The organism is Planktothrix pseudagardhii, from assembly GCF_904830925.1.
GTDB classification, from domain to species: domain Bacteria; phylum Cyanobacteriota; class Cyanobacteriia; order Cyanobacteriales; family Microcoleaceae; genus Planktothrix; species Planktothrix tepida.
On record NZ_LR882967.1, the window covers coordinates 3001535 to 3019403 of the forward strand.

Consider the following 17869-nt stretch of genomic DNA (forward strand, 5'->3'; position numbering starts at 1 on the left):
TGATCAATGCCAAAACACTAGCCTAAACGTAAGATTACTGAAACCCTGGGTGTCGGGCTACAGCGCGTTTATATGCGGTTGTAAGTTTCAGTCACCGTGTAATCTGTGCCGTTCTTTTTTTGTCAACCGTCAATTTTAAATCCCTGTTTTCCAATTCAACCTAATTTCATAAAAAACCATTGAAATAATTAACTTTTGTCGGCTAGTTTCTACATCAGCTTATGAAACCGTACAAACTGTTTTCCTCTTTCAAGACCAATATTGATCATGACCCAGACCCCCAATTATCGATAACCGCAGAGGAGGAATACTTACAGGATCTACAATTCAGTCGGGAAGAGCGAGAACAAACCGAGCAGATTTATGGCGGGATAACGGGTTCTGTCCCCTTCCCCCAATTGGCTCCCCCCCAAACCGTCCCCAAAAAATCTCCCCCTCTACCCAGTGTTCCGACTCCAAAAGAAGACTGGTCAAGTGCTTTACAATCTTTACTCGATCAACCGCCAGCGTCTTTTCCTCTGCAATTAATGTTAGGAGGATTTATTTTTTGTGTGGCGTTTGTCGCCTGGGGATATTTTGGAACCGTTGATGAAGTGGGTCAAGCCAGAGGTCAATTAGCACCCCAAGGGGAAGTTTATAAAATTCATGCCGTTGAGTTAGGAAAAGTTTCTCAAATTCCGATTAAAGAAGGACAAACTGTTAAAAAAGGTGAGGTTTTAGCCGAACTGGATCGACAGATTGCTACGACAGAATTAACGAGATTACAACAACAACTCACCGCCTTGAAAGCTGAACTAACTCAAAAACAAGGCTTAATTGAACGGATTCATTTAGAAGCACAAACTCAATCGGCAATTGCCAGGGCTCAAATTCAAGCTCAACAGGCAAGTATTGAACGAGTAAAAAGCCAAATTGCCTCGAATCAACGGTTACTGGATCAACTCAATTTTGAAGCCAAAGCTACTCAAGAACGAGTTAAATCTTTACAACCCTTAACAGCAGAAACTCAAACCTTAATTGAAAAATTGCAGGAGGGAGAATTAGCGGCACAAGAACGACTAGAACGGTTAAAACCTCTGTTACAGAGTGGTGCTATTTCTAAAGACTTAGTGTTTCAAGCTGAACAAAATCTACGGGATCAAGAACGAGGTATTGTTCAAGCACAATTATCAGAAAAAAATAGTACCCAAGAACAGATTTTTCAAGCGGAACAAAGTTTCCGAGATCGGCAACGATTAATCACCCAATCTCAAGGAGAATTACAACAATCTCAAGTTGAAATTGAACAATTGAATGCGGAATTAGCCCAAAGACAAGCGGAGGCGAAAACAATTCAAGTCGAAACCCAGCAAAAAATTCAACAAACTGAGTTAGAAGTGACACAGTTACAAGCCCAAATTAAAGACACTCAAAATTTGATCGCAATGGCTGAAGCAAAACTTCAAGAACGATACCTCTATTCCCCCGTTGATGGTATTGTTTCTACGTTGAATGTGTTTAATTCGGGAGAAGTGATTCAACCCGGACAAACCGTTGCTGAAATTACACCCAAAAATGCACCTTTGATTTTAACCGCGAGTCTCCCAAACGACAAAGCCGGATTTGTGAAAACCGGAATGTCGGTTAAAGTCAAATTTGATGCTTATCCTTATCAAAATTATGGGGTGTTTGAAGGGACGGTTAACTCAATTTCACCCGATACTAAAATCGATCAAGGAGTTGGCCCTGTTTATAAATTAAAAATTGTGTTAAAAAAGGACTATGTTTTGCAACAAAATCAGAAAATTCAGTTAAAACCCGGACAAACGGCTAGTGCGGATATTATCATTCGTCGTCGTCGGATTCTGGATATTCTGCTTAATCCGATTCTGCAATTGCAGAAAAATGGGATTGATTTGTAAAACACTACTTACAGATTAGGAGTAAAGGAAATGTCGGCTCAATATTCCTACAATAACTCGAAAGTCGCTAAAACGATGAGTGAGGAACAATTTGAACAAATCCTAGATGCAATTCTATCAGGAAAATATTCTTGGGCTTGTGTTTTAATTCTTCGTTTTGCTGGGTATAATCCACTGCACTATATTCCGTATCGTACTTACAACCGACTGACTAAGGATAATAATTCTAATCGTCAGTCTCCCAGTAAAACGGTTCCGGTTCAGTCCAGCCTTCAAACTAAAGCGACCTCTGTTAATGTTACCCAAATTCGGGACTTAACTTATTTAGAACCAATTCCCGAAGTGGGTCATGGGGTTTCGGGGGGATATCGGAATTTACAGGTTCACGAAGGTTTGTCTACCCATTGGACATTTAACTAAACCCCCCATCCAATTTTAATTTTCTGTTTGGCTGAGTTTAAAATAATTTTTTTGAGTCTCCTTTTCAAAATTCTTTAAAAAACCGCTTTTCTACATCTTTCCATCTTATACAATCACCTGTATTCAAGCAGGTTTTTTTTTAACCTTCTTTAAAAAATTGCCATTCTGGCAACAAGCATCCTGCAACTTAATTACAATACTATTTGATGACCTTGAATAAAATGACCCCTCTGAAAGTTATTTTTAATTTTCAGAGCTTACTTATAAGTAGGGCTTGCTGAAAAAGTAACAGAAAAGCAAAAGAATGATTAACTAGCAAATGGAGTCAGAAGGATAAATAAGTTTTTTTTGAGATAAGGAGTTAACAGATAAATTCTGGTAATCAATAACTCGAAAAAAGTAATTGAACAAAAAAATTGACCTAAAAATCCGTCTAAGAATCACAGAGAGATTCATGACTAAAAAAGTAATAGCAATTGCTGTTTCGGAAGTATGAGCTAGTTTATTCATAATCCGATTCAGGCTAAATCTTCTTTTCCCTTGGCCAAATTTCCCCTCAATGGAATTCCGAATTTTTTCATCCTCTAACGCCTGTTTCTTAGTAGCTTTACTAAGATTTGCTGACGGTCTCCCTAATGGGAGGCCACTGATTCTAATTCCTCTGTCTTTACACCAAGCTCGGTTGTCTCTAGTCCGGTAAATTTTATCTACATGGACTGATTCAGGATAATGCCCCGTGTATTCTTTAAAAGCCTCTATTTGTGTTTTTAAATCACAGGATTCGTTAAAATTATCCCAACTAATCCGGTCAAGAAATACATATTCATCCAGACAACTCGCAGACAATTTAGCACCAAATTCTACTGACGTTCCGGCTTTACCTCGCACAATCGGACGAATATGAGGTTGGCTCAAACTGACGATTCTATCGGAAATGCTCTGTTTGTTATTCTCATACATCCATTGCTGTTGACGGTAAACTTCTGATATTACTAATAAACTCTTATATTGCTTGTTATTTAAGCAATCTAGCGTTGCTCCATTGTCGATGAGTTGGTCTATAAGTAGGTAGGCAGGAAGAAACGAAAGTATGTAAAGATAAATGAAGAGAGAGAAGAAATCTACCGAGGTCATGAAAATATGGGTGCTCGTTTAAGGGTATTTCTAACTCGTGAGCAAGACAAAACCCTGTTCAAGCTCAGAACAGCAGATGTGCCACAGAAAGTTAAAGACCGAGCCGAAGTGATTCGATTAAACTCACAAGGTTGGTACGTGGAAAAAATAGCAGCTTATTTTAATTGGACAGCACAGACAGTTAGAGAAGTGTTGCACAAATGGGAAAAGTTAGGACTAGAAGGGTTATGGGAAAAACCCGGTCGCGGGGGAAAAGCCAAGTGGAAAGAAGAGGACTTAGTATTTTTAGAAGAATGTCTCAGAAGAGAACCCCGGACATACAACTCTGAGCAATTAGCCCAAAAATTAGAACAAGAACGGTCAGTTAAATTGAGTCCCGATAGATTAAGACGGGTGCTCAAAAAAAGGGGGTGAATTGGAAGCGAGCCAGAAACAGCCACAAAGGAAAGCAAGACCCGATAGTCCGCGCGCAGAAACAGGCGGATTTAGAAATGTTGGAATTATCAGCCGCCACCGGAGAAATTGACTTAAAGTATTTAGATGAATCGGGTTTTTGTCTGTGGAGTGAACCGGGGTATACCTATTATTTTAGAGGGGAACAAAAACGTTTAGAACAAACTCGTCGTCGGGGTCGAAGATTAAGCATTATTGGGTTTTTGCAACAGCAAATCAGTTTTGTTTACGGCTTGGTGATTGGAGGTGTCAATCGCCAGTGTTATATCCAAATGATGGAACAAGAAGCAGCAGAGGCTGAAAAAGCCGGACGGATGAGAGTCATTGTCCAAGATAATAGCCCCATACATCAATGCCATGAAGTCAAAAAACTCTGGCCAAAATGGGAAAGTATGGGTTTGTATATTTTCTATTTGCCTAAATATTGTTCGGAAATGAATCCGATTGAATTAGAGTGGCAACATCTCAAAAAAGATGAACTATCAGGACAAACATTTGAGGATGAATTAGACCTGGCCTATGCGGTAATGAATGGTATTCAAGCTAGGGGAGAAAGAGGAAACTACAGCACACAACGGATGAAATTTCACTCGCAGCAACAACCCAGTTAACTTTTCGTTACATACTTGTCGATTTTCTCGCCTACCTACTTATGTCCTAAGTTTCGTTTAATATATTGCAGTTGTTTTTTAACTGCTTTTCGTCTTTTTTGTCGGGAAGGTCGGCGTTGTTTGGCTACTTCTAGGTAGTCTTTTCTGGCTGTTTTTCGATAAGTTCTTGGTTTCTTTTCTGATTTATCCTGACGACTTTTATGCAAACTATCAATGATTTTTTCTGTCTGTTCTCTGGCTTTATTTAAAATTTTTAAGTCTGTTGGATATGTGATATCCGCAGGTGCACAAGTCGCATCAGCTATTAATTTTCCTCGGTTTTTCCTCTCACTTCCCTCTTCAGCTTCTGATTGATTTTCTGAGGCTGGCTCGGAACTCGCCTCTCGCATTCTTTTGACCATTAACCGATTAACTTTATTCACTAAATTTACATTGATTCTCGTCCGAAAGTGCACTAACATTGAGGCATCAAATGGAGCTTCGTTCCTGTATTCTGACAACCCGATAAAATACTGCAAGTAGGGATTTTCTTTGATTTGTTCTACTGTTTCTCGGTCGCTTATCCCTAATTTTTCTTTAATGATTAAGGCTCCTAATGCCATTCTAAATGTTTTGGCGGGTGCTCCCATCACAGATGAGAATAATTCTGCATATTCCACTTCAAATTCTTCCCACGGTATCCATTGAGCCATGATTACCCAGCGATTCTCTTCTGAGAGTTTTCCCTCAAATGGCAGTTTGAACTCTTCGGGTGGTGTTTTCTGTTGTTCGTCTTTACGGTACATTTTCCCCAACTCCTGCCAGGTTTTTGCGCTATTTTACACCCATCCCTTGCACCTGATTCATTTTTTCTTGTCTTCTCCTCCCGCCTGTTCTGGCTTTTCGCCTTTTTTCAGCAAGCCCTAAGTATTTCATATTTATCAAAAAGATTTAAAAATATTAAATACTCCCTTTCCCTGAAGAGTAAAGGAAGTATTTGAATTGGGTCACAAAATTAATTGGGTAAGTCTATTGCTTTTATCTTCAGAGTTTCAAAAGCATAGTTTTCTCCTACTCCAGAACGAACTTTCACCTTCACTTTATCAAAGCCTAGGTAGTAAACATCAACATCAGCTAGAGGATTTGTGCCCACAGCAAGGGCTGTTCCCGTTCCTGTTGCTTTTGTCACTTTACCTTTATTTGTAACCTCAACATCTGTAATCGCTAACGTGCTTCCATTCTCGACCAATGCAGAGGCATTGACTGTTAATAAAGCCCCTCCTAAAATCAACTCATTTTCAGAAATCTTTTCAAAGTAGGATAAATCCGAAATCATCATAATTTCACTTGAATTAATTGTATTTTTATCATACAATATTCAGTTTAAATAGTCAATGTTTAAACTGGATATTATTCAAAATTTTTAATTATTTTTAATCTGAATAAACAGCCCTAAAACATGAAATAAAAGCCAGTGAATCATCGTTTTATTACCTGTTCTAAATTATTGTGAGCTTCCGCCAAGTTGGGATTCATTAAAATAGACTGCTGATAGTAAGCGATCGCGGTTTTTAAATCCCCAAGCTGTTTACATTTGGAGCCTAAATCGTTATTCATTGCTGCATAATGGACTTGTTTTTCTGGGGAAAGTTTTCCTTGAACGTGAAGGATATTAGCTAAGTTAAGCTGTTGTGTATTTAAACTGTGATTATAGCATTACCTTTGTTTTTAAGTTTACGTCCCCATTTAATAGATAACTGTCCTTCATTTAAAAGCTGATGTAATAAACACTCTAGCTCATCAACTGATTTAAAGAGTCGATGAGCTATATATTCTTTAGCTGAATGCCAGACTAATTCAATTAAATTATAATCTGGACTATATGCTGGAAGAAATTCTAAATAGACATTCGGCATTTCTGCTTTAATTTTTTCTAGGTACTCTTCTTTTTTGTGAAAACTTGCATTGTCAAGAATAATCAGGATCTTAGCTCCTTTTTCTACAAATTCTTCTGCTTGATTTCCCGCTAATACCCATTCATAAATTAGCTCTTGATAAAAACTTTTTAACACTTGATAAAAATTATCTGCATTTCCTTTATCCAGAAATTCTACAAATCTTTTTTTATCCGAGTACCTCAATCCTCCCATCACATTAACTCTTCCTTTCCTCCTGTCTCCTCTAATCTGTTTCCTCTTCCCTTTTTTACACCAATTCTTTCTTTTTATCACTCTTAAATTAAATCCACTTTCATCCCAAAACCATACCTGTAATTGTTCTGGACTTTCTTTTGCTATTTTCAAATATTCTTCTATTTTATCTTTAAATAATTTTCTTTTTTCTGGATCTCTTTTCTCTTCTAAGCTATACTTTGCCCACAAATAAACATACTTTTTTTCCTTTAATATCTTTCTCACTTGTGAACTACTTAATTTGATTCCTGTGATTTGTTCTAAATAAGTTGCCAATCTTTCTCCTGTCCATCTCCCAAATTCATATCCTAATTCTTCCGGTTCTTTTTCTACTGTTTCTAATAATATCTCTATATATTTGTCTGTGGCTTTTCTATAATTTCCTTTCATTCTTTCATCTTTTAGGCTTTCTAATTTGTCAGGGTCTCCATGTACACACCAATAACATACTTTGTTTAATGAGCAGCCCAAAAACTTGGCAATTTCACTTTGCTTTTTACCATCATTTAGCAATAATAAAATCAAGATTCTTTCTCGGATTTGTCCATTTTCTTCCTCTTTCAATCTTTTCTGTAGTTTCTCTACTTGCTTTTCATTTAAATGATTTTTAGCAGGCATCTTTTGATTGATTTTTCTAAACTTGGTTTTTCATTATACCCTATTTAGATGCTTAACAGCTTAACCTCCGCTTCAACGCAGTCAGGCTGTAATTCCAGAGCTTTTTGATAGCAGATGATCGCTTCCTCTGACTTGCCTTGTTGTTGCAAAGCGTAACCCATGTTATTGTAGGCAGCGACAACATCAGGCTGTAAAACTAAGATTTGATGATAAGTTTCTATTGCCTCAGAGAACCGATCTTGAGCTTGATACAAATTCCCTAAACTAAATAAACCTTTGATAGAATTAGGCTGAATCTGAAGCAGATCTTTGAGGAGATTTTCAGCACTTTGGTACTCGCCTTTTTGACGCATCAAAACCCCCAGTCCAAAAAGTGCCTCTGGGTGATTTGACTGAGTTTCCAAAATCTGACTATATCCCTGTTGCGCTTCGGTAAGTTTGTTTTCTCGATGATACTGAATTGTTAGCTTAATGGCTGAAGGAAGAATTCTGATATCCAGTTTTCGATTCTGGCTAGTTTTATATTGAGCAACAATATGTTGAATTCGACGCTCTTTAGCTCCAAAGGAATACTTATATTCTTCATTTCCTCTTAAAAAGTCGTAAACTTTAAATCCGTTTTGAATAGCATATCGTATTGCATTCGCGTGGAGAATTAATCCAGTGGGGAGATTTTTAAAGGTTTCATCACGACCTGTAATCACAAATAGCATCGTCTTCTGATGAACATCAATAAAATTTGCGATCCCACATAAAGGTTTGTCCCCTCTCCAAAGAATCGGAAGATAAAGACAGTTATTTTCAAAACAATGATGTAAAATCTTACGAACATAATCCATAATTAGATCACATTGATCACCTTTTTTCTGTCTCCATTTTGATTCCCAGAGCTTGAGTAGGATTTCAATATGAAAATTCACATTATCTGCGTTAACGTGGGTAATCAAAAACTCATCGGAATGGGCAAAAGCGGGAATTACTTCTTCTTCATAACCGGGTAAGATCAGAAGTCCTGTGTAATCTGCTATGCTATTTCCTGCCATGTAGAGTTGAGTATAAAAGCCACCGCCATTCTCTTGCTCTAGGATAAGTTTCAGAGGGAAAAATGCAACATAGGATGAATCTTTATCTGGCACTTTTGCCGATAATATTAACCATGATTCTGGTATCATCTTTAACCATCCCACTAGCCAAACCCAGGATAAGAAAAAGTTAGCATGAGGATCTCCTTCATATACAAAATCCCAATTTTCTCGGACTTGATTAAAGGTTTGTAAATCATCAATAATATCAATTTTCATATTCTTAAATTAACAAAAATTTCGCTAATTTCAGATAACTAAACAGAGGTTAAATTCAGTAAAATTGAAGTGTCAAAACTTGAAGATGAAGCAGTCTCATTTCCTGTTTTTGCATAAGCAATGGCTGTTGCATCGGATTTACTATAGTTGAGACTACCCACTGTTTTAACCCTTGTTTTGGTATTAGTATTCGTATAAGTTATCTCACCGATGGCACCAGCACCAGCACCAGCTACGGCATATCCAGACCCAGTTGCTGTTATTGTATTTGTACTAGCGTAAACGCTGCCACCACCTAATACAATATTGCTTTCAGTAATGGGTTGTAAATAACTTAAGTCAGAGATGATTAAGAAACTGCTCACATCTACCTCACAAAAAGTTTTAAGCAAACTAAATTTATTACATTGAAGAACTGCTAGACCAACTGGATGTTGATGAACTGCTGCTAGAGCTAGATTTGGCGTAACTGCTAGAACTACTATCAGACGAAACGTTTACAGAAACACTTTGACTAATTTCATCTTCTCCATCACCAGATGTTGAGACTACGCTTTTAGCCTCTGCAATAACTTTACCATCCGGTGAGACTATCCGTTTGATAATAACTTGACGGTGAATCATTTTTAACCTGAATATATTTGATGATTTACGCAAAATTTCAGGAAAAAGCCTGGTACTATTGTCATTCTAATAATAGAGGTAATATCTAGGTCTTTCCTTGGCAATATATTAGTTATTAACGATAAAATCCAACGCCAGAAACAGGATTTTAGATTCCGACGTTGGTTTATTTTGATAAGTCAATATATTGCTATATCAGTTCAAGAAAACAGATTTATTAGTACCCGTAGCTCTTACCAGTGGCAGAAGTAGAAGTGGCACTAGATGCCGAGGTATAATTGTCAGTAAAGGTATTAGTGATTGCCTGAGAAGACGTATTATTACCCTCAGCAAGTGCACCTGCTTCAGCACCAGCGAAGTTTCCTTTAACATTAACGGTAGAGATTAAATTCAGCTTGATGTTCAATTTTTGTTTTGTAGAAGTGTAGCTGCTACCGCCAAAAGAATAGCCACCTTGAATGTCTTCTTGAGCAGTTTCTAAGTAGTTCAGATCAGAAATAATCATGGCTTTTGTCCTTTTTAGAATGAGTGGTTTTTTGGTTTTTCTGTTACCTAATTTAGCTTGCTTGATGGTGTTTATGTTGCCACTTTGGCAGAATCTTTATTGGGTAACAATTTTGTTTATCTGTGATTAATTTATCAAAAGTAACAATGCTTGCCTTGCCATTTTGGCAGAATCTTTTTCTGTTTGGCTGAACAAGTTTGCTTCCTTCGATGTTCTTAATATAGTCGGGCTTTTCCCACCTATGTTGCCATTTTGGCAGATTAATTTTGACGGGGGCGAAAACCTAGAAACTAGCCTAATCCCATATTATATAGAATCAAAAAAATCATGCTTTTTTACTTTCCCCCAAAAATAATGAGAATTTTATCTCTCAAACAAACTGCCATTTTGGCAACAACAACATATATCACTGAGTTACAATCTGATTTGATTGACTCAGCTTTAACAATTAGTAATAACACCTAATCTGAAAGTTATTGAATTTTCAGATTTTTACCACATCAACTTATTTCCTTTAAAGGCAATGAGAAACATTACCCTTAATTCTCAGGATATTCTCGCCCAATGGATAAACAAAATTAACGTCAGCCAATTTCACGGCAATTTATAGCAGTCTGCTCATGTTAAGTTAAAAAGAGTTGGGATTTCCACAAATGATTATGGTGCAACTTTCCAAGGATTTACTTGATAATGAAGAAATTATTAGCTTCCTGAAACGCAATCTGGAATTCAAGGAAGTTTATCAGAAAATATTGTCTCAAAAAGTTATTAATCAAGTAGCTGAGGAAAGAGGTATTATTGTAACGGCTGAAGAAATTCAAAATCAGGCTAACCAACAACGTTATGCCAAACGCTTAGAAAAAGCGGCGGATACCTTAGCTTGGTTAGCTGACCAAATGATCACCTCCGATGACTGGGAAGCGGGAATTCGAGAACATCTTTTAGCCCAAAAATTAGCAGAATCTTTATTTACTAAAGACGTTGAAAAATACTTTATTCAAAATCGCTTAAATTTTGAGCAAGTTTCCTTATATCAAATTATTGTTCCCTACGAACGCTTGGCTAGAGAGTTATTTTATCAAATAGAAGAAGAAGAAATTAGTTTCTATCATGCCGCCCATTTATATGATATTGAACCCGGACGTCGTGAACGCTGCGGATATGAAGGTCAACTCTATCGTTGGGGATTAAAAGCGGATTTTGCCGCTATTGTATTTGCTGCTACCCCTGGAGAAATATTAAGTCCTGTCAAAACTGACCAAGGTTATCATCTAATCTTAGTTGAAGAGTTTATTCAAGCTGAACTGACCATTGAACGAACTCAAGAGATTATTCAAAAACTGTTTAAAGATTGGTTAGCGAGTGAGTTAAATTATCGGCTTTATAATGCTTAAAATTTAGCTCTCCTGAATTCTGATACAAACAGAGACGCAGTTGATCAACAAGCTGCGTCTTTAGAATTTAAAACGGAGAGGGAGGGATTCGAACCCTCGTTAGAGTCACCCCTAAACGACATTTCCAGTGTCGCGCCTTCAACCGCTCGGCCACCTCTCCAGGGGGAAATATTTCGTTTTTACCCACAAAAATATATATTATCATAAGTTCTGGAAAGTCAACACTCTCTCAAAAAATTTTTTTTATGTCCCGTTCCCACCGAATAGAAATTCATTATCGCCAGACGGGTGAACGCTATTATGTCAATGTTCCCGAAGATCGCTATATTCTGCAAAGTGCCGAAAATCAGGGGGTAGATTTGCCCTTTTCCTGTCGCAATGGCGCCTGTACGACCTGTGCGGTGCGGGTGGTTTCTGGCCAGTTGCACCAGTCGGAAGCGTTGGGACTCACCCCAGAGTTACAGAAACAGGGGTATGCGTTATTGTGCGTCAGTTATCCCCGTTCAGATTTAGTTGTGGAAACCCAAGACGAGGATGAAGTATATGAACTTCAATTCGGCCGTTACTTTGGTAAAGGCAAAGTTAAAACCGGATTACCCTTGGACGAAGATTAATTTACTCAAATTGAGAAAATCTGAATATCAATTCAACTTCCTCAGCTTTTTTAACTGGGAAAGTCAAGGTAGGTTAATTGATTTCAGGTTTCCAGTAAAAGGGTATGGTGGACTATTATTGGGAATTTTGCTGTTTTTAACCAGTTGTTCTCAACCTGACCTTCCTAAAGGGATCTTTACTAAAGTTGAACGAGTGATTAGTGGTCAAAGTCTGGAAATTCTCGATAAAACGGGTAAAATTCCGGTGTTGCAACAAGTTCGGTTAGCAGGAATTACTGCACCTGACTTGAAACAAGACCCTTGGGGGGTTAATGCTAAACAATACTTAAAACAACTGTGTGAGGGTAAAAAAATTCTCCTAGAAGCAGATTTAAACAATAAAGATCGCTATGGTCGCATCTCCGGTTATATTTGGTTAAATCAAACGTTGGTGAATGAAGAATTAGTGAAAAGTGGATTTGTCTTAGCAGAAATTTCATCCGTTTATCGCTCTGTTACCTCAAATTTTCAGACTCAGTATCGTCAACGGTTAAACTATGCTCAAGAATATGCTCGACTCATGGGAAATGGCATTTGGAACCCGGAAAAACCCATGCGTTTAACTCCAACTGAATTTCGACAACAACAACCCCAGAGTCATTCTAATAATCCTGAGTTGCTGAATATTAACTGAAACCGGAAACCTACAAACTAATCCTTAATAATATGAGTACAAACGAATTACAGTTTTTTTTAGATCTAGCGACTTTAGCGGCTCAGGCGGGGGGTGCAGTTTTAAAAACTTATTTAGGGAATTTAGAAGATATTCAAGAAAAAGGACGGTCTGGGGATTTAGTTACGGAAGCGGATAAAGCTTCGGAAGCCGCAATTTTATCGGTGTTAGAACGTTATGTCCCTGACCATGGCATTTTAACAGAAGAATCTGGAAAATTAGGAGATCTAACCAGTCCTTACCTGTGGGCTATTGATCCGTTAGATGGAACGACAAATTTTGCCCATCAATATCCGTTTTTTTCGGTTTCCATTGGGTTATTAATTGAGGGTATTCCTCAAGTGGGGGCAATCTATGATCCGTTTCATGATGAATTATTTCAAGCCGCCAAAGGATTAGGCGCAACTTGCAATAATCGTTTAATCAATGTTTCTAAAAGTGATACTTTAGCTAACAGTTTATTAGTCACTGGCTTTGCCTATGACCGTCGAGAAACGGCGGATAATAATTATGCGGAATTTGCCTATTTAACCCATTTAACTCAAGGGGTTCGTCGTAGTGGTGCGGCTTCAATTGATTTAGCTCATACCGCCTGTGGACGCTTAGATGGCTATTGGGAACGGGGTTTATCTCCTTGGGATATGGCGGCTGGAATTGTATTAGTAGAAGAAGCCGGAGGGAAAGTAACGGCTTATGATAGCAGTGCTTTTGAAATGCGTTCGGGTCGAATTTTAGCGACTAATGGTTATTTGCATGAACGTTTAAGTCAAGCGTTAGTAGAAACCCCACCGTTATCGAGTTGGAAAGATAAATAAAGGTTAAAAACTTAACCCCTTAAAAGTTGTCCCCGACTCTCCGCTTAAACTCAGTTTTTGCTTCAGTCTTAGAATTGCTGAAATTAAGTTAAGGTATTCTAATCAATCCTTGAGAATTGTTTTATTTTTTAAAAGATTGTCAGGAAATTTTGATATTTTATTGAAAATTCCTCTCAAATAGTTGACGGAATCATGGGGGTTGTGGTACAGTTAAGGAAACACGGGTCAAGGGGTTATTGTGTCTTTTTCCAAAAACTAGGGCTGTAACCCTTATTATGTCGTAAAATATCCGAGTTTTCTGACGAAATATGGGCTAGATGAGAACTAAATTTTGGGACAAAAACTGGGATCTCAAAAGGGGTGTCTTGACAAAATACATAATTTGTGCATAAAGCCCAAAAAGTGCCTCGCAACGAAACCGGGTTTCTACTGCTCCAGCTTCAAAATGGGGAAGTTTGGTAATGTATTAATAATAGCGATCGCATCCGCTAAACGCTTCTGGGGAGAACCTCCAACACTGATCCAAAATTTACCCAGTTTTGTTAATTGTTCCCTAAACCATTGGTGCATTTCCAGCCGCAAATGTTCACTTTCTCTCGTGCCATCTTGAACAAACTCAAAATCCGGTTCTGTTAGTAAATATAACGCATAATTTCGGTGCTGGGCTATTGTTTCTAATTCCAGGTTATAAAACCCTAAATATCGTCGATGCCAAATATGGGTTGCTAAAGGATCAGTATCACAAATAATCCGTTGATTAGCTTGTAAAGCCAGGGCATCTTCCATCAGAATTTGAGTTTGAGCAATGTGTAAAAATTCATGACTTTGCCATTGTTCAGACTGGGAAATATATTGCCGTCCTTCCCAATAGTTGCGACCATATTCAGGAACCCAAACGGTTTGATAATATTCAGCTAAAGCTTGAGCAAGGGTTGTGGTTCCACTTGATTCTACTCCTAACACACAAATGCGTTGAGCAAAATAAGCTTTTGCAGGGGGAGTTAACATTAACCAATAGCGGGCTAAATCTTCCCGCAATTGAGTTCCTGAAATCGGAAATTGTTGACGATCTAAATCAATTGTGATCGGAATAGCCCCCATTGCTTTCGCCCAAGGTTCACCATAAAGTTCTGAAGTAAAGGCAAAATCTGGCTGACGACCTTCTAACAATTCTAACGCTTTTAACGCCCAAGGTTCAGGAGCTTCGGGTAAATCATCTAATACTTCTATGACCTCAACATCGGGGTGCATTTGCCTAATCCAATTAGCTCTAATTGCGCCTGAAATTGTTTCATTGGGTTTATAACCGACTAAAACAACCAAATGATTAACTTGGGTTTTAGCACTCTGAATTAAATAATCATGTCCGAGATGAAATGGATAAAACTTGCCAACCGTGATTCCTAGGGTCATGATAGTTTTGATTTGAACAATAAGGGTTAAATTTTGGATTGAGATTGCTGTTTATAAAGCGCTTTAAAATGATATAATCCTGAAATTGCCATCCCTAAAAATACCGCATATAATCCACTGGTTAAGTATAATCCCCGTGAAGCATATAAGGGAACATAAATCACATCAACCGCAATCCATAAATACCAACTTTCCACATAGCGTTCCATTAAATACAGTTGAGCGATCGCACTTCCAACAGTTGTTAACGCATCCCAAAATGGTGCTGCTCCTTGAATTACAATTAATACACTTCGTAATCCCCAAACACTGGGAATAAATGCGATTGCACTAACAATAAACTGGGATTTCGGCAGATGACTAATGGGTTTTTCCGTTTGATGTTCTCCTCCTTGTAACCAAATTAAAATTCCTTGAATACTGGTAATCAAATAAAAGATTTGAATTCCTACATCTGCATAGAGTTTAACTTGATAAAATATTATCGCATAAGTCACAACTCCAACTAACCCAATCCACCAACCTAAAGGATTATTTCGTGCTAATAATCCCACACTCCAGGCGGAAGTGACAACCGCAACAGCTTCTAATAAACTAAGTTGCACGCTCCAAATCGGCTGTAAAGGTAAGATTAAAATTAATACTGTTCCGATAACAGCAAAAACAAGCATTATTCCATTTTTATTCATGGTTTTTTAGGGATCGGGATTAGTTCACAAACTGAGTCAAGTTCTTGAATCTAATTTGTAAACCATGATAATTTTATCAGAATTAATATTAATTCTTCATCCATAAAAAAAATCGTCCTGATTATTCATCAAACGGACGATTGTAAACCTTCGTAGAGATAATCTAGCCTGACTCAAGGTAACAAATGAGGGTAAATTTAATCCTCTATTTGAAGAAAGATTTACCCTTCACAGAAACCGCCGATCAAGCTTTACTAAGCCCAACGATTTTCCTCATCGGCGGGATCACCATAGGGATCTTCGCTGGCGGGACGAACATTGCCAAACTGTCCATATTGCCCATAATCGGCGGGATCACCGTAGGGATCTTCGCTGGCTGGGCGAACATTGCCAAATTGTCCAAATTGTCCCTGATCAGCCGGATCACCATAGGGATCTTCACTAGCGGGATAGACTCGCCGATTTTCATCGTCATTGTATTGCTGCTCATCGGGATTTAAGAAAGAGTCAGCCATTTTTCGTAAAAAACCATCAACCATGATTTTGTTCCTTTTTCTATGAATTGAATTGGCGAAAAAATTGTTAATGAAGCGATCGCTTTTTTAACGCGCAGAGGCAGGATTCTGGACAACATCATTGATATCTAAACCTGAAGTTCTGCCGTTATATCCCTTAAAATCTTCATAGGCACGGGCTTCTTCTTCAGGAACCTGAATTCCTTCCGGCGGAGGAGTAACCCAATGGGCTCGACCTTCTGCATCTCGATAATAAACACGACCATTTTTAGATAAATAATGTTTACCTTGTGGCCCGTTTTCTGGTCGATTTTTATGTTGGTTATAGATGTAGTAAAGAGCCGCCGCCCCGACTAAAATAGCCACTTTTTGACCATTAGATAATCCCGGTCTCGCTTGAGATTGTCGTGAAGGTGGAGGCGCAACAGTTCCCCCCCTGGTATCGTCCACCGGAGGCGGAGGACTATTATAACTTTGAGAACCGCCACAAGCATTTAAAAAGGGAACCATCAACAACCCAGACATTAATAACGCCATAGGTTGTGAAAATTTGTGACGTTTTGGGGGGGATAGTGTTTGCATTGCGCCTCCTATTTTTCAAGGGAAACAGGATAAAGGATAAAAACAGTTTTTTGATTGGTGCTGTTGTTAACTGTTTTAAAATTCAGGCTAAAAAATTTAAAACAAAAACAACCTTCTCTAACCAAACAGCCCAGAGTTTACGCGCTGTTTCTATTTTTTAATTTTGGATGAAATGATTCCCTTAAACATCTGACTATAGAAATAAAAGCAAAAACAATATTGAACCAGAAGGACTATATAGAACGGTGTGTACTCCTGTCAGCTAGATCAATCACAAAAACCCGGTAACGTTCACGAAACCGGGTCTTTAATGTTCACTGTCTTAGAAGAGATTGAAAACAAATCAATGCTTATCCATTGACCACTTCACCGCCGTTGGGATGCAGCACTTGTCCGGTCATATAAGAGGCATCTTTTGAAGCTAAAAATACATAACAGGGGGCAACTTCCGCCGGTTGACCGACCCGTTGCATGGGGACTTGTTGACCGAAGGTGGCGACTTTATCTTCAGGGAAAGTTGCCGGAATTAAAGGAGTCCAAATCGGGCCAGGAGCAACGGCATTCACCCGAATATTTTTCTCAACTAAATTTTGAGAAAGGGCGCGAGTAAAAGCAACAATAGCTCCTTTTGTTGAGGAATAATCGACTAAAGTTGGATTGCCTTGATAAGCAGTAACCGAGGTCGTATTGATAATAACGCTACCAGGATGCAGGTGATTAATGGCAGCTTTTGAAAGGTAGAACATTGAAAAAATATTCGTGCGGAAGGTACGTTCTAACTGTTCTGCACTAATATCTTGGAAGTTTTCTTGAGGATGTTGTTCGGCTGCATTATTGACTAAAATATCCAGGTGTCCGAACTCTTCGGCGGTTTGTTTAACGGCTTCCCGACAGAAATCTTCATCCCCAATATCACCCTGAATTAATAAACAACGCCGACCTTCTTGTTCGACGAGTTTTTTTGTTTCTTCTGCGTCTTCTGTTTCGTTTAAATAAATAATAGCAACATCAGCACCTTCTTTAGCGTAGAGAACGGCAACAGACCGCCCAATTCCACTATCACCACCCGTAATTAAAGCGGCTTTATCTTTGAGTTTATTACTTCCTTGATAGTCGGGGTCAACTATTAAGGGAGCGGGATTCATTTCCGTTTGCAATCCAGGTTGTTGATTTTGATGCTGGGGGGGTCTTTCTTGTTGTTGAGTTGGCATAATTAGATTCTTCAAAGATGAGGTTTACACCAGAAATTAGAATTCTTTTCTCTGTTAAAAACAGTAGGAATTTTAACTGTGTTTCTTCCTCTGTCAGAAGTTATAAATTAATGTAAATTATAAAAATATAACGATTTTAACGATGAAATTGCTAAAATAGGAGTAGAACAAGCAATTGAAACCGAT

18 protein-coding genes, 1 tRNA gene and 2 pseudogenes are annotated in these 17869 nt (G+C 38.2%); 7 read left to right on the forward strand and 14 right to left on the reverse strand.

Annotation, left to right across the window (positions count from 1 at the left end; all coding sequences use genetic code 11):
* Positions 1-221: 221 nt before the first annotated feature.
* The gene (locus NMK36_RS12635; RefSeq protein ID WP_072721373.1) at positions 222-1901 is read left to right on the forward strand and encodes an HlyD family efflux transporter periplasmic adaptor subunit; all 1680 of its coding nucleotides are present in this window, start codon (positions 222-224) and stop codon (positions 1899-1901) included.
* 30 nt (positions 1902-1931) lie between these two features.
* Complete coding sequence (locus tag NMK36_RS12640; RefSeq protein ID WP_254173877.1) at positions 1932-2321, forward strand: HetP family heterocyst commitment protein; 390 nt, start codon at positions 1932-1934, stop codon at positions 2319-2321.
* Between the two features lie 312 nt (positions 2322-2633).
* Here NMK36_RS12640 and NMK36_RS12645 read toward each other — a convergent pair.
* Positions 2634-3383 (reverse strand): annotated as a pseudogene (locus tag NMK36_RS12645) (transposase); the annotation flags it as partial.
* A 78-nt stretch (positions 3384-3461) separates the two neighbouring features.
* Between NMK36_RS12645 and NMK36_RS12650 the strand changes: the two are divergent.
* Positions 3462-4519 (forward strand): IS630 family transposase gene (locus NMK36_RS12650; RefSeq protein ID WP_254172945.1). Its coding sequence is split into 2 segments (ribosomal slippage): positions 3462-3854 and positions 3857-4519, totalling 1056 coding nucleotides; the frame shifts between segments, so codons are not numbered across the junction.
* Between the two features lie 41 nt (positions 4520-4560).
* Here the strand turns inward: NMK36_RS12650 and NMK36_RS12655 are convergent.
* From NMK36_RS12655 to NMK36_RS12685, 7 genes and pseudogenes are all read right to left on the reverse strand, one after another.
* Positions 4561-5304 (reverse strand): annotated as a pseudogene (locus NMK36_RS12655) (transposase); the annotation flags it as partial.
* A 209-nt stretch (positions 5305-5513) separates the two neighbouring features.
* Positions 5514-5837, reverse strand: coding sequence for a hypothetical protein (locus NMK36_RS12660; RefSeq protein WP_254173878.1), 324 nt, complete (start codon positions 5835-5837; stop codon positions 5514-5516).
* Positions 5838-5977: 140 nt separating this feature from the next.
* A complete protein-coding gene (locus NMK36_RS12665; RefSeq protein ID WP_254173879.1) occupies positions 5978-6115 on the reverse strand; it encodes a tetratricopeptide repeat protein in 138 nt (45 codons plus the stop codon).
* Between the two features lie 80 nt (positions 6116-6195).
* On the reverse strand, positions 6196-7308 hold the full coding sequence (locus NMK36_RS12670; RefSeq protein ID WP_254172743.1) for an IS630 family transposase: 1113 nt from the start codon (positions 7306-7308) through the stop codon (positions 6196-6198).
* Between the two features lie 44 nt (positions 7309-7352).
* Positions 7353-8609, reverse strand: coding sequence for a GNAT family N-acetyltransferase (locus NMK36_RS12675; RefSeq protein ID WP_254173880.1), 1257 nt, complete (start codon positions 8607-8609; stop codon positions 7353-7355).
* A gap of 38 nt (positions 8610-8647) precedes the next feature.
* On the reverse strand, positions 8648-8974 hold the full coding sequence (locus NMK36_RS12680; protein WP_254173881.1) for a TonB-dependent receptor: 327 nt from the start codon (positions 8972-8974) through the stop codon (positions 8648-8650).
* 476 nt (positions 8975-9450) lie between these two features.
* Positions 9451-9738, reverse strand: coding sequence for a hypothetical protein (locus NMK36_RS12685; protein ID WP_254173882.1), 288 nt, complete (start codon positions 9736-9738; stop codon positions 9451-9453).
* Between the two features lie 653 nt (positions 9739-10391).
* Here NMK36_RS12685 and NMK36_RS12690 point away from each other — a divergent pair.
* Positions 10392-11132: a peptidylprolyl isomerase gene (locus NMK36_RS12690; RefSeq protein WP_367997182.1), complete on the forward strand. Its 741-nt coding sequence runs from the start codon at positions 10392-10394 to the stop codon at positions 11130-11132.
* 73 nt (positions 11133-11205) lie between these two features.
* Here NMK36_RS12690 and NMK36_RS12695 read toward each other — a convergent pair.
* Positions 11206-11292 (reverse strand) — tRNA-Ser (locus NMK36_RS12695).
* An 85-nt stretch (positions 11293-11377) separates the two neighbouring features.
* Between NMK36_RS12695 and NMK36_RS12700 the strand changes: the two genes are divergently transcribed.
* The 3 genes from NMK36_RS12700 to NMK36_RS12710 are packed head-to-tail and all read left to right on the forward strand — an operon-like array spanning position 11378 to position 13273.
* Positions 11378-11746, forward strand: a complete 369-nt coding sequence (locus tag NMK36_RS12700; RefSeq protein WP_072721363.1) for a 2Fe-2S iron-sulfur cluster-binding protein — start codon at positions 11378-11380, stop codon at positions 11744-11746.
* Entirely contained in the window at positions 11676-12419 is a 744-nt protein-coding gene (locus NMK36_RS12705) for a thermonuclease family protein (protein ID WP_254173883.1), read from the forward strand. The genes NMK36_RS12700 and NMK36_RS12705 overlap by 71 nt, the downstream gene beginning before the upstream one ends.
* Before the next feature lie 32 nt (positions 12420-12451).
* The gene (locus NMK36_RS12710) at positions 12452-13273 is read left to right on the forward strand and encodes an inositol monophosphatase family protein (RefSeq protein WP_254173884.1); all 822 of its coding nucleotides are present in this window, start codon (positions 12452-12454) and stop codon (positions 13271-13273) included.
* Positions 13274-13699: 426 nt separating this feature from the next.
* Here NMK36_RS12710 and NMK36_RS12715 read toward each other — a convergent pair whose 3' ends face one another.
* The 5 genes from NMK36_RS12715 to NMK36_RS12735 form a co-directional block, all read right to left on the reverse strand.
* Positions 13700-14686, reverse strand: a complete 987-nt coding sequence (locus tag NMK36_RS12715; protein ID WP_254173885.1) for an AAA family ATPase — start codon at positions 14684-14686, stop codon at positions 13700-13702.
* A 26-nt stretch (positions 14687-14712) separates the two neighbouring features.
* Entirely contained in the window at positions 14713-15375 is a 663-nt protein-coding gene (gene pnuC, locus NMK36_RS12720; RefSeq protein WP_254173886.1) for a nicotinamide riboside transporter PnuC, read from the reverse strand.
* A 254-nt stretch (positions 15376-15629) separates the two neighbouring features.
* A complete protein-coding gene (locus NMK36_RS12725) occupies positions 15630-15914 on the reverse strand; it encodes a translation initiation factor (protein WP_072721358.1) in 285 nt (94 codons plus the stop codon).
* Between the two features lie 63 nt (positions 15915-15977).
* Positions 15978-16472 carry a hypothetical protein gene (locus tag NMK36_RS12730; protein WP_072721356.1) on the reverse strand — a complete coding sequence of 165 codons (495 nt, stop codon included), beginning with the start codon at positions 16470-16472 and terminating at the stop codon, positions 15978-15980.
* 350 nt (positions 16473-16822) lie between these two features.
* On the reverse strand, positions 16823-17683 hold the full coding sequence (locus NMK36_RS12735; protein ID WP_072721355.1) for an SDR family oxidoreductase: 861 nt from the start codon (positions 17681-17683) through the stop codon (positions 16823-16825).
* Between the last annotated feature and the right edge of the window lie 186 nt (positions 17684-17869).